Origin of the sequence: Ruminococcus flavefaciens, from assembly GCF_900143025.1 — a bacterium.
Classification (GTDB): Bacteria; Bacillota; Clostridia; order Oscillospirales; family Ruminococcaceae; genus Ruminococcus; species Ruminococcus flavefaciens_I.
The window spans coordinates 304,395-316,808 of the sequence record NZ_FRCT01000002.1; the positions used below are offsets into that span (position 1 = coordinate 304,395).

General features: G+C 43.0%; 13 protein-coding genes. 2 read left to right on the forward strand and 11 right to left on the reverse strand.

Annotation, left to right across the window (positions count from 1 at the left end; all coding sequences use genetic code 11):
* Positions 1–201: 201 nt before the first annotated feature.
* Positions 202–1,068: an SGNH/GDSL hydrolase family protein gene (locus BUB28_RS03610; protein WP_072948844.1), complete on the reverse strand. Its 867-nt coding sequence runs from the start codon at positions 1,066–1,068 to the stop codon at positions 202–204.
* Between the two features lie 216 nt (positions 1,069–1,284).
* Here BUB28_RS03610 and BUB28_RS03615 point away from each other — a divergent pair, with 216 nt between their 5' ends.
* Complete coding sequence (locus BUB28_RS03615; RefSeq protein ID WP_072948847.1) at positions 1,285–1,635, forward strand: zinc ribbon domain-containing protein; 351 nt, start codon at positions 1,285–1,287, stop codon at positions 1,633–1,635.
* Positions 1,636–1,688: 53 nt separating this feature from the next.
* Positions 1,689–2,342: an orotate phosphoribosyltransferase gene (pyrE, locus tag BUB28_RS03620; RefSeq protein ID WP_072948849.1), complete on the forward strand. Its 654-nt coding sequence runs from the start codon at positions 1,689–1,691 to the stop codon at positions 2,340–2,342.
* Positions 2,343–2,380: 38 nt separating this feature from the next.
* Here the strand turns inward: pyrE and BUB28_RS03625 are convergent, their stop codons facing one another.
* From BUB28_RS03625 to BUB28_RS03670, 10 genes are all read right to left on the reverse strand, one after another.
* Positions 2,381–3,544 carry an aspartate-alanine antiporter-like transporter gene (locus BUB28_RS03625; protein WP_242939925.1) on the reverse strand — a complete coding sequence of 388 codons (1,164 nt, stop codon included), beginning with the start codon at positions 3,542–3,544 and terminating at the stop codon, positions 2,381–2,383.
* Positions 3,545–3,656: 112 nt separating this feature from the next.
* A complete protein-coding gene (locus tag BUB28_RS03630) occupies positions 3,657–5,261 on the reverse strand; it encodes an FAD-dependent oxidoreductase (protein WP_072948852.1) in 1,605 nt (534 codons plus the stop codon).
* A 12-nt stretch (positions 5,262–5,273) separates the two neighbouring features.
* Positions 5,274–5,957, reverse strand: a complete 684-nt coding sequence (locus BUB28_RS03635) for a 4Fe-4S dicluster domain-containing protein (RefSeq protein WP_072948854.1) — start codon at positions 5,955–5,957, stop codon at positions 5,274–5,276.
* A 15-nt stretch (positions 5,958–5,972) separates the two neighbouring features.
* Positions 5,973–6,800 (reverse strand): FAD/NAD(P)-binding protein, encoded by an 828-nt coding sequence (locus tag BUB28_RS03640; protein ID WP_072948857.1) that lies wholly within the window; start codon positions 6,798–6,800, stop codon positions 5,973–5,975.
* On the reverse strand, positions 6,800–7,819 hold the full coding sequence (locus BUB28_RS03645) for a 4Fe-4S dicluster domain-containing protein (protein ID WP_072948859.1): 1,020 nt from the start codon (positions 7,817–7,819) through the stop codon (positions 6,800–6,802). The genes BUB28_RS03640 and BUB28_RS03645 overlap by 1 nt, the downstream gene beginning before the upstream one ends.
* Positions 7,819–8,790 carry a 4Fe-4S dicluster domain-containing protein gene (locus BUB28_RS03650; RefSeq protein ID WP_072948861.1) on the reverse strand — a complete coding sequence of 324 codons (972 nt, stop codon included), beginning with the start codon at positions 8,788–8,790 and terminating at the stop codon, positions 7,819–7,821. Before BUB28_RS03650 ends, BUB28_RS03645 begins: the two co-directional genes overlap by 1 nt.
* Complete coding sequence (locus BUB28_RS03655; RefSeq protein WP_072948863.1) at positions 8,775–9,221, reverse strand: hydrogenase iron-sulfur subunit; 447 nt, start codon at positions 9,219–9,221, stop codon at positions 8,775–8,777. The genes BUB28_RS03650 and BUB28_RS03655 overlap by 16 nt, the downstream gene beginning before the upstream one ends.
* On the reverse strand, positions 9,212–11,203 hold the full coding sequence (locus tag BUB28_RS03660; RefSeq protein WP_072948865.1) for a CoB--CoM heterodisulfide reductase iron-sulfur subunit A family protein: 1,992 nt from the start codon (positions 11,201–11,203) through the stop codon (positions 9,212–9,214). Before BUB28_RS03660 ends, BUB28_RS03655 begins: the two co-directional genes overlap by 10 nt.
* A 15-nt stretch (positions 11,204–11,218) precedes the next feature.
* The gene (locus tag BUB28_RS03665; protein ID WP_072948867.1) at positions 11,219–11,605 is read right to left on the reverse strand and encodes a 4Fe-4S dicluster domain-containing protein; all 387 of its coding nucleotides are present in this window, start codon (positions 11,603–11,605) and stop codon (positions 11,219–11,221) included.
* On the reverse strand, positions 11,595–12,392 hold the full coding sequence (locus BUB28_RS03670; RefSeq protein ID WP_072948869.1) for a CoB--CoM heterodisulfide reductase iron-sulfur subunit B family protein: 798 nt from the start codon (positions 12,390–12,392) through the stop codon (positions 11,595–11,597). The genes BUB28_RS03665 and BUB28_RS03670 overlap by 11 nt, the downstream gene beginning before the upstream one ends.
* Positions 12,393–12,414: the final 22 nt, after the last annotated feature.

Here is a 12,414-nt window from a genome sequence, read left to right on the forward strand (position 1 = left end):
AGAGTTCTTTATAAGTATAAAACATTCTGAGTCATATGTCAATGTCGTATGTGCACAACTAATCTGCTTTACAAAAGCTGATTATTGTAAAATCTGTGCATAAATCATTTAAAAAAGAGCTTTTTTTCGATATTTCGTTGTTTCAAGCGCTCTACAGATAGTAAATGTCCCAAACACTATATATAGTGTTTGGGACATAAATTATACAGTATGACAAAGTATGTAATCTGCTATAGTTTTGTAAGCAGATTCTGTAAGTGCACCTGTTGAAGTATCTCTGTACTCGTTTGAAAGAGCACCGTCTACACCTTTAAGTGCAGTGTTTGTATCAATGCAGTATACGTTATGCATATTAGCAATAGTAAGAAGCTTTGTATTGAACTCGTTTATTGATCCATTGCCTATAGTTGCATTTGCATCATCTCGCACAGGCGGAAGCTGCATTATATAAATAGCAGCATCAGGAAGGTATCCTCGCAGATTTTTTATAAATTCGGTATAGCTTGATATCATATCTTCAGTCTTTGAAGTGCCGATATCGCTACCAAGCATGATATACACTATCTCAGGCTTCTTAGCCTGTAATACCTCATAAACGGTCTTAGTACCGTATGATGACTCTACAGCAACTGTATTGCACCCTGCTGCACTGAGCTCACTGCTTCCTATAACGTCTTTTAGACCTGTATATTTTGCCATATCAATAAGCGTTGAATCTGTAACGAGACAGCATGATGAAAGATAATCTGCGCTTTTTGCTTCTGACTGAGCTATAGGGTTTGTTATCCTGTTTTTGTCATCAGCAGAAGTGTCCTCGCTGTTTTCAGAACCGTCATCTTTGTTTAAGTCACTATTGGCAGGAGAAGCTCCTTTATTCTCATTGCCTTTATCATCGCCAAACTCTTCGCTGAAAAAATTCTCGTTAAAGTTTGCTGCTGCCATATATATAATAAACCAGGCAGAAAAGGACAGTGCAAATATGAGTATAAGTCCCCATATACTGAATCTCACCTTTGGTCTGCCGCGTTTTTTATCAGAAATCCTTGTAATACTCTTCTTTTTAGCCATTTTTTCTCCCAACTCTTAAAAGCTGCCGAATTACGGTATTCGGCATACCGAAATGTGCCGAAACGACATACAAATATATTATATCTCTTTTTTTATACATTTGCAATACATTTCAGTAATTTTACAACATTTTTATTTTTCTGCTATTATTGTCTTGAATTATTTTCGGAAATAGTCTATAATTATACTATACTGTTTTTTAAGGAGGGACGATATATGATGCACTGCGGCAAGCCTATGTACAGAGGAAGATTTGCTATGGAAAAACGTGGTATTCCGGGAAAAGGCTCATCTCTCATTTATCCTGTTGCTGCCTTTTATGACGGTGAAGATAAAATATGTGAAACTCCTGTTGACTCTACACTTGGCTATTACTGCTCTGAATGTGGTCTTATGCTCGGTGTATTTCCCGTAACTCACCCTACAGGCTTTGTGGGAAGGTTTAATGAGAGTATCAATGACAAAATTGATATCCTTCCACAGAAGATATGTCCCGAATGCGGCGCAGAGATAGATGTTGATTATCCGCGCTGCCCTTTCTGCGGTCACATATATGAAGTTATTTAATGTCTTAAACCTGCTTTGCAGGCTTTAAATAAATACATTACGGAGGATTAAATATGACTTACAAGGAAAGCTTTATAAAGTTTATGGTAGATTGCGGAGTGCTTACTTTCGGTGAATTTACACTGAAAAGCGGCAGAAAAGCTCCTTATTTCATCAACTGCGGCAATTACAAAACAGGTGCTCAGCTTGCAAAGCTTGGCGAATACTATGCCGAATGCATAAAAGCAAACAATATTCCCGTAGATACTCTCTTCGGACCTGCTTATAAGGGAATCCCGCTTGCTGTATCCGCAGTAGTTGCACTCAGCAACAAGTTCGATATAGATGTTTCCTACTGCTTTGACAGAAAAGAAGCAAAGAATCACGGCGAGGGCGGTATGTTTGTCGGAAAAACACTTGAGGACGGTGAAAACGTTGTTATAATCGACGACGTTATGACTTCAGGAAAGGCTCTCCGTGAGTCAATGCCAAAGCTTATGACAGCCGCTGATGTTAACGTTACAGGTATGGTCATTACTGTTGACCGTATGGAAAAAGGCACAGGCGAGCTTTCTGCGGTCCAGGAAGTTAAGCGTGATTTCGGTGTTATCGTATATCCTATCGTTACAATGGAAGATATTATCGAAGCGATAAAGAACGATATCGTTCCAGGCAAGGAATATCTCGATAAAATGCTGGAGTACAGAGAACAGTACGGAGTTAAATAAAAAAATTAAGTGCTTCCATTACGGAAGCACTTTTTATGTTACTTGAAAAGTATTATCAGGAACTGTGATACCAGAACTACTGATATAAGAGCTACAGGATAGGTTGATGCATATGCAGAAGCAACATTCTCTGTGCCTGCTGTACTGATAAGGGTACCAAGCGCAGGGGTAGATGTCATGCCTCCTGTGATCGAGCCAAGGTTGTTGAGAAGTCTGAGCTTCAGAACATACTTAGCAAACAGATATCCTATTATCATAGGAAGAATAGTCATTACCATTCCATATACGAAGTATACTGCATCAAAGTACTGTACAAACTTAGCTCCTCCTGATACTCCTGCGCCGATAAGGAAGAACATAAGTCCCAGCTCGCGGAATACCTTGAGAGTTGAATCCTTTGGCATTATCGAGAATTTACCGATACGTCCAAAGTGTCCGAATATCAAAGATACAAGCAAACAGCCTCCTGTTGTTGACAGCGAGAAGTTGCCGAACTTGAATGAACCGATTATAATTCCGAAAAATGCAGCCAATGAAAAAGGCATGATACCGAAGCTGTCCATTTCGATGAGCTTGAACATCATCTTTTCCTTTGTATCTTTTTTTTCTGTAGGAGCAAGAAGCTCTCTTTCCTTAGCCATATCAGCCTTTGTGAGCTTCGGAATGATCTGAACAAAAAGAACAACGCCGATAACTCCGAAGATATAAGCGATAGCATAACCTACGGAAACGATACTCTGTAAGTGGTCGCTTCCAACTGCGTCTTTAGCAGCTGAGAAGCCCGGAGTACTTGTAAGAGCACCCGAAAGAATACCTGTCAGCATAGCGGTAAACTCTTCGTTGTTAAGATCAGTGAAGTTTCTGCCTATCATGATGCAGCCTGCACAGGCAAGTCCGCCGCTGAGAATGATGATTATTGCAAGAATAACATAAGATTTGAAGTTTTTCTTGAAGTTTCCGAAAAAACTGGGACCTGCAATGAATCCAACTGCCGTAACAAAGAGAATAAGTCCCAGGTTGTCAACTATTTTCAGAGCATTACCAACGAAGTCGGTATTTATCTCGGCTGAAAGATCTTTATAGAAAATACAACCGTATAAAAGAGCGATAATGAATACGCCTGCTGTTCCGAGAGAAATGCCTTTGATCGTTATTCTGCCAAGTATATAGCCAAGAGCTGCTATGGCGATAACTGATATCATAAGAAAGGAAACGTCGTGAATTGACAGAATTCCGTTAAAACAATCCATTTTATATCACTTAACTTTCTTTTATAATAACATATTTTGGGACGCTTTTTACAGCGCCCCATTTTTATTTATTTTTTCTTGCATAGTGTGGAAGGAGCATCGGTGAAGCTACACCGCTTGCAGCACCTGACTGTGCAAGTTCATTGTTGAACTTCTCGATATGATCAAGAGTTAACTTAGCAGGAGCCGCTGTTTCCTTAGCCTTAGCAGCTGCATAGATACCTGCATTTCTGCCAAATACGATAACATCAAGAAGCGAGTTGCCCATAAGTCTGTTTCTGCCGTGGATTCCGCCTGCAACCTCACCTGCTGCATAGAGGTTCTCAACTCCTGTAGCACAGTCATCGGAAATATCGAGTCCGCCGTTCTGATAGTGGAGTGTAGGATATACAAGGATAGGCTCCTTGCGTATGTCAATACCGTACTTGCCGAACATTCTCATCATGGCAGGGATTCTCTTTTCAATAGTTCCCTCTCCGTGAATGTACTCTATCATAGGTGTATCAAGCCATATGGACTTGCCAAGTGTGGTTTCGATACCCTTTCCGCGCTCGGTGCACTCACGAATGATAGAAGCAGCTGTAACATCACGGGTCTCAAGCGGATGCATGAATACATCACCGTCGATATTGACCAGCTTTGCACCAAGTGAACGAACCTTTTCTGTAACAAGAGCGCCGAATATCTGCTCGGGATAGCCTGTACCTGTTGGGTGATACTGAAGCGTATCAGCGTAAAGGAGCTTTGCACCTACACGATATCCAAGGATAAGTCCGTCAGCTGTTGCACCGTAGTGGTTAGATGTCGGGAAGCCCTGATAATGAAGTCTGCCTGCACCGCCTGTTGCGATAATAACCGTCTTTGCTCTTGCAACAAGAAGTTCCTTTGTCTCCATATTCATAAGAACAGCGCCTGCTGCTCTGCCCTTATCATCAAGGATTATCTCAACAGCGGCTGTAAAATCAATTACAGGTATTCCTCTGTTGATAACTTCATCACGAAGCGTACGCATTATCTCAGCACCGGAATAATCCTTTGCAGCGTGCATTCTTTTACGAGAAGTACCGCCGCCGTGAGTTGTTACCATTGTGCCGTCGGCTTCCTTGTCGAACTCTACGCCAAGCTTGTTGAGCCACTGTATAGCTTCGGGAGCTTTTGTTACAAGCTTCTTTACAAGCTCGGGCTTTGCAGCAAAGTGACCGCCGCCAAAAGCATCGAGGAAATGTATTGCAGGCGAATCATTTGGCTTATCAGCAGCCTGAATACCGCCCTCTGCCATCATTGTATTTGCGTCGCCGATACGCAGCTTTGTAACGATCATTGCCTTTACACCTGCATCATCAGCTTCAATAGCAGCAGAAGCACCTGCGCCGCCTCCGCCGATTATAAGTACATCTGTATCATAATCAGGAGCAGTAAGATCAACGTCTGCTGCATTTATACGGCTCTTGCCCTGTAGAAGGGCGGCAAGCTGAGTAGGAACCTTATCGCCTTTGTTTACGCCTGCGGAAAGAACTGTGAATTCATCCTGCTTATAGTCAGGGTGGAAATTAGCAAGGAGCTCGTCCTTCTCCTCGGCAGTCATTCTTCTGGGTTCGAGAGCAGCATTTTCAGCTCTCTTAGCTGCAACTACCTTTGCAAGTTCATTAAGCTTTTCTACTTTATACATTGTCTCTCCCCCTTACTTCTCGATCTCACGGTGATTATACATATCCTTGATCTCTTCTATGCTGTCAACCGCCTTAGTCATAAGCTCTTCGATCTCTTTGTCAAAGATGCCCTCGTTAACTTCCTTTACTCTGTCGGAGAGATGTCCGCACTCCGGCTCGATGTACTTGCCGTTAAGACGTCTTGCAAGCATAGCTACCTGAGGGTGTGAAATACCTGCCGGACATCGTGATGAACATACACCGCACATTACGCAGTCAAAGCTCTCCTCTGCACACTTATCATACTCGCCTCTCTGAGCATATGCGATATACTGCATAACATTGAGTTCCTGAGTACAAGCCTTTGTACAGGCATTGCAGCCGATACAGCTGTATATTTCGGGATAAAGCTGCATCATTATCTGCTGTGTGGGCTTTATCTCCTCAATGTTGTAAACTCTCTTTTCAAGCGGGAAGAATGGAAGTGTTGCAACATACATTCCCTCCTGAACCTCTGTCTGACAGGCAAGACAGCCGTGAAGCTCTATCTCGCCCTTTATTCTGTATATAGTTGCACAGGCTCCGCAGAAACCATTTCGGCAGCCGCAGCCTCTTACAAGGTCATAGCCTGCATATTCCATAGCTGTCATTATCGTAAGACCTGCCGGAACTTCATACTTTTTACCGAACAGGTAAACATTCAACATATTTTCCATGCGAAAATCTCCTCCTTAATATTCATCAGGCAGTTCGCCAAGCTGATCAAAACGGAAAACGGGTCCGTCCTTGCATACGTACTTATCACCGATATTGCAGCGTCCGCATTTTCCTACTGCGCACTTCATCTTCAGCTCCATAGTTGTATAGACCTGAGTATCGGTAAATCCAAGCTCTTTGAGTCCTGCAAGTGTAAATTTTATCATTATCGGAGGTCCGCAGATGAGAACTGTTTTATTGATAGAAGGATTAAGCTCCTTTACATAATTAGGAACAAATCCGACATGACCGTCCCAGCCCTCCTGCGGGTTATCAATAGTGAGGTTGACTTCTATTCCTTCATCAGTCAGCCACTCATCAATTATTTCCTTATAATCAACAAGGTCGTCCTTTGAACGAGAACCGTAAACTATCTGTACCGAACCGTAATCAGCACGTTTATCACGTACATAATTGATCACGGAACGAAGAGGAGCAAGTCCGATACCGCCTGCTATAAACAGGAGATCTTTGCCCTTGAGCTCGGTCTCAACAGGAAAATGATTACCGTATGGTCCGCGTATAGTTATCTGCTGACCTACGTCCATTGCATGAAGCCATGTTGTAAGACAGCCGCATTTCTTTATGCTGAACTCCATAAACTCCTTGTTTGTAGGTGAAGATGTTATAGAAAACATACCCTCTCCTACTCCCGGGATAGACAACATAGCACACTGTCCGGGCATATGCTCAAAAACCTTGTCGCCTTCAGGCGATACGACTCTGAAAGTCTTAACGTCAGGAGTATCCTGTCTTATATCGGTAACTACTCCTATGTAAGGTATCAATGTATCTTTATTCATCACTTTACCTCCAATGCTTTCATTACCTTGACAATATTCATTGATATGGGACATTTTGAAAGACATCTTCCGCAGCCTACACAGCCGAATTCGCCGTTATTGTTTGAAGGGAAATATACAAGCTTGTGCATAAATCTCTGACGGAAGCGTTCAAGCTGAGTAAGTCTCGGATTACCATGAGCCATTTTCGTAAAATCAGAATACATACATGAATCCCAGCAGCGGAAACGCTTTATGCCGTGTCCTGTATTGAAGTCCTTGATATCATAGCACTGACAGGTCGGACAAACAAAGGTGCAGGTGCCGCAGCCAAGACAGCTCTCGGACAGCTCTCCCCACTTATCGGAATTAAAGTGCTCCATAAGCTTATCACCGCCGAAAGCATCTGTTGAAAGATTGGCAAGCGGAAGCTTTTTGAGTATAGCCCTTGTCTTTTCGCGCGTTTCATCGAGCTTTGAAGTGTCGCCATCTTCAAGAAGTGATGAAATAGAATCGATAAATTTTTGCCCCTTCTCGTTATGAGCTTCAAAGAAAATACTTTCTCCATCGCTGTAGCAAGCGGCATCGCCCTCGGGAGCAGCCGCATCAATTCCGAATGTACCGCAGAAGCAGGTCTCAGCGGGTCTTGTGCAAGCCATAGTAACTACTGTACCATGTTCACGGCGTGTCTTGTAATAGCTGTCTACAGGCTCACAAAGAAAAACCTTGTCAAGAATTGTAAAACTTCTCGCATCACAGGCACGGACGCCGAATATAACAAAGTCCTCCGACTCTTTTCTGATGTCGATGACTTCTATATTCTTGCCTTCCATTTTGAAATCCACAAGATTTTCAGTCTGAGGGAAGAAGAAATCCTTTGCACTTCTTACTGTGTTAAGCGCATTGCTGAGCTTCATACCGCTCTTATATTTCTTATATTCCGCAGCGCCGTCCTCGCGGTCAGCAGGAATATAAAGAGTCTGTTCAGCCGATATCGCCTCGAAAAGAGCGTCAAGCTTATCAATAGATATTTTAAGCATTATTCAACTCCCCTTTCATGTACGATACTTGCTTCACAATCGTCTTGTTTGTAATCATTAAGAGGAGCGCGTGAGGTAGTATCCTCACCTGCCTGATATTCACCATAAAGAGAATTGATATCCTTGATGAATTTTCTGTTCAGCAGATGAAGCGGTATATTCTGAGGACATACTCTTGAACACTCACCGCAGTCAGTACATCTTCCTGCAACATGGAAAGCGCGGATAATATGGAACATATTCTCCTCGAAGCTGTCAGCAGGCGCTTTATTCTCTACGCCTGAATTCGGATTGTCAAATACGCACTTTTCACAGGTGCAGGCAGGACAGACATTTCTGCACGCATTGCAGCGGATACATTTTGAAAACTGATCTCTCCAGAAATCATATCTTTCCTGAGCTGTCATATTCTCAAGCTTTTCTACCATTTCAAAGCGGTTTGACTCAAGAACATCTCCGTCCTCGCCAATAAGCTCATCAAATACAACGTGTTTCTTGCTCTTGCATGAAGCACATTTATCAAGAACCGCTTCATAGAAAGGCATAGTTTCCTCGCCGTAGATCGTATCAATTTTCAATGTATAGTTTTCGTTTTTAACACCGAGTATACCTGTGATACCCTTAGCTTTTATCTTTTCGGCATCAAGCTTAGGACCGCCGGGAATACCGATGATATAAACATTTTCACGAACGACTCTGTGCTCCTTAGTAAGCTGATTGAAACTGTATGTATCGCATGGTTTCAGGAAAGCAAGTATTTTTCCCTCTTTTTTACTCTCTTTAACAAGATACTTCGATACATTTGCAGAAGTGAAATCATCGAAAACGAAATCTGCATCAAGTTCTTCAGCTGACTGGAATACAGCAGGAGTTATATCATAGGCGAATTCTCCTCTTTTCCAGCCTATAACGCGGTTTACTGTGCCGTCAGCCAGCAGCTGCTTAGCTCTGTTTATCATTGCTTCCTGCATCGTAAATCCTCCAATCTGCGGTTCGGTCCGAGTTTTTTGACGGCTTCTGTAAATTCATTCATAGTTGCGGCGAATTTAGCGCCTTCAGCAGCCGATACCCATTCAACCCTTGTTCTGTCACGCTCGATTCCAAGAAAGTCGAGCATACTAAAGAGAAGTGTCATTCTTCTTCTTGTAAAATAGTTACCTGATGTATAATGGCAGTCTCCGGGGTGACAGCCGCAGAGAATAACTCCGTCCGCACCTTTCTGGAATGCTCTGAGTATAAACATAGGATTTACTCTGCATGAGCAGGGCACCCTTATGATCTTTACATTCGATGGATAGTTAAGTCTGTTTGTTCCCGAAAGATCGGCTCCTGCATAAGAACACCAGTTACAGCAGAATGCAACGATCAGCGGCTGAAACTCTTTATTTTCATTTACTTGCATATTGCATCTACCTCCGCCATGATCTGGCTGTTAGAAAATCCGTTAAGATCCATAGCACCCGAAGGACAGGCAACTGTACAAGCGCCGCAGCCCTGGCATACAGCAGGATTAACGCTTGCGACTCTGCGTATTGCAGTTGTTCTGTCGGGCATTCTGAATTCTTTGTCCTCATACGTGATAGCTCCGTAAGGACATACCTTTTCACATGAAGAACAGCCGTTGCACATAAGCTCATCTGAATGAGCAACGCAAGGATTGCAGGTAATGCTGTTCTTTACGAGAAGTCCGATAGCCTTAGCTGCTGCTGCACTTGCCTGAGCAACAGTCTCCGGGATATCCTTTGGTCCCTGACAAGCACCTGACAGGAAAATACCTGCTGTAGCACTCTCTACAGGACGAAGCTTAGGATGTGCTTCGGTAAAGAAATCATTTGTATCCATCTGAGTTGTAAGCATTGTAGCCAGCGGACGAGCTGTCTTGTCAGGCTCTATAGCTGCTGCAAGCACAACCATATCAGCGTCAATATGAAGCTGTTCATTTGCAAGAAGATCCGAAGCCTGTACATCTATTTTTCCGTCAGAGCGTGGAGTAACCTTGCCTACCATGCCCTTTATGTAGTGAACATTATACTGCTCAACAGCACGGCGATAGAATTCATCAAAGTTCTTACCTGGGGTACGTACATCTATATAGAATACATAGACCTCAGTATCAGGATATTTCTCGCGGATAAGCATTGCGTGCTTAGCAGTGTACATACAGCATATCTTTGAGCAGTAAGGCTTGCCCTTGCTGTCGTCACATCTCGAACCAACACACTGTACAAATACGATCTTATGAGGGTGTGTTTTATCGGAAGGACGAAGAAGAGTACCGCCGTTAGGACCTGCGGCGTTCATAAGTCTCTCAAGCTCAAGAGATGTGACCACATCAGGACACTGATTGTATGCAAATTCGTCATACTTATCAAGATTTATAGGATTAAAACCTGTTGCAACTACAATAGCACCGTATTTCTGTTCAATGAACCTGTCCTCCTGCTTGTAGTCGATAGCGCCTACAGAGCAGACTGACGAGCAGATACCGCACTTTCCCTTTTGCAGCATCATACAGTGATTAGGGTCGATAGTAGCTACCTTCGGTACAGCCTGTGCAAATGGTATATATATAGCTGTTCTGTTGTCAAGTCCCATATTGAACTCGTTAGGTACCTTCTTCATAGGACATTTCTCAGTACACAAACCACAGCCTGTACACTTGGTCTCGTCAACAAAACGTGCTTTTTTCTTTATAGTTACAGTAAAGTTACCGACAAATCCCTTTACATCTGTGACTTCACTGAATGAATGAATAGTGATCTTCTCATTCTGTGAAGCTTCGACCATTTTAGGTGTAAGGATACAAGCAGCACAGTCGAGGGTTGGGAAGGTCTTGTCTATCTGCGCCATTTTACCGCCGATAGTTGGATTTTTCTCGACTATATCGACCTCAAAGCCTGCTTCTGCGATATCAAGAGCAGTCTGTATACCGGCAATACCGCCTCCGATAACAAGGGCTCTTTTAGCAACAGGGCTTTCTCCTGCTGTAAGCGGCGCATTCAGATGTACCTTTGCTACAGCAGCCTTGCCGAGGATTATAGCCTTTTCTGTAGCTGATGCAATGTCCTTGTGTATCCATGAACATTGCTCACGTATATTTGCTATCTCAACGAGATAAGGGTTAAGACCTGCTGAGGCAGCAGCTTTTCTAAAAGTATTTTCATGCATTCTCGGTGAACATGAACATACTACCACACCTGTAAGATTATGTTCCTTTATAGCGTTCTTGACAAGATTTTGTCCTGATTCGGAACACATATACTGATAATCCTGGGAGATAACGACTCCTGGCTCATGTCCAAGTGCTTCAGCAACAGATTTTACATCGACTGTTGCTGCGATGTTAGTTCCGCAATGACAGACAAATACGCCTATTCTCTGCATAGTGCTATCTCCTCCTTACTTTATGTATTTCCTGAATGCTGTAACAATAGCCTGCTGTGGCATATCGTCGTCAAGCATATCGGGTATCTGATTAGGATTCATATGATTATTGCCCTGCTGGCGTACAGCTGCAAGACGAACAGCCTCAACAACTTTAGCAGGCTCAACATTTCTCGGGCATCTGTCTACACAAGCAAAGCAGGTAAGACATTTGTAAATGGACTTTGAATTCATAAGAGTCTCAATGTCACCTCTTTCAACCATGTAAACAAACTGGTGAGGATGGTATTCCATTTCATCATAGGAAGGGCAGGTACCGGAGCATTTTCCGCATCGCATACATTTCAGAACGTTTACACCGCTTGAACGCAGTACCTGTTCTTTCAGGTTCTTATTCATCATTACCCTCCTTCAGTCCGAGAGCCTGAGCAAGAAGCTCGGTAAAATAGTAAACAGGGAGCTCAGAGCCCGAATTCTTTTTCAAATTATATAAACAGAGAGGACAGGCTGTGATTATCATATCAGCTCCCTGATCCTGTGCAGATCTCATAACTGTGCTGCTTCTCTTTGAAGCCTGGGCTTTATCCTCCAATGTTATATATCCGCCGCAGCATTCGTTTCTCTGAGCGTATATAACAGGAGTTCCGCCTATAGCCTTTATGAAATCCTCCATAATAGTAGGATTTTCAGGATCATCCATAGCAAGAGCCTTTGAAGGGCGAAGAAGAAGACATCCGTAATATGCTGCTATTTTTTTGCCCTTGAACGGATTAACGACCTTCTGTGCAAGGCAGTCAAATCCCACAACATCACGAAGCATTTCAAGGTAATGATAAACAGTTGTCTCGCCGCAATAAGGCTCGTCGAGCTTCAGGTAATTATTTACCTTTGACGCCATATCCTCATCATTTACAATATCATAATTAGTCTGTTTTATTACATTATGACAGGCTGAACAGACTGTGATTAACGGTCTGTTCTTTTCCTTTGCAGAATTAAGTGTTCTTACCGCAGAAAGCTTTGTAGCTATCTCATCTTTGGCTGTAGTATAAGCTCCGCCGCAGCACTGCCAGTCCGCAGGCTCTTCAAGAGCAATACCGAGAGCTTCGGCAGAAGACCTTGCATACATATCAAGATCCTTTGCCTTTGTTCTCAGCGTACAGCCCGGGTAATATGTAAAAGTTTCCATATGTACGCTTCCTTTCGTTTTA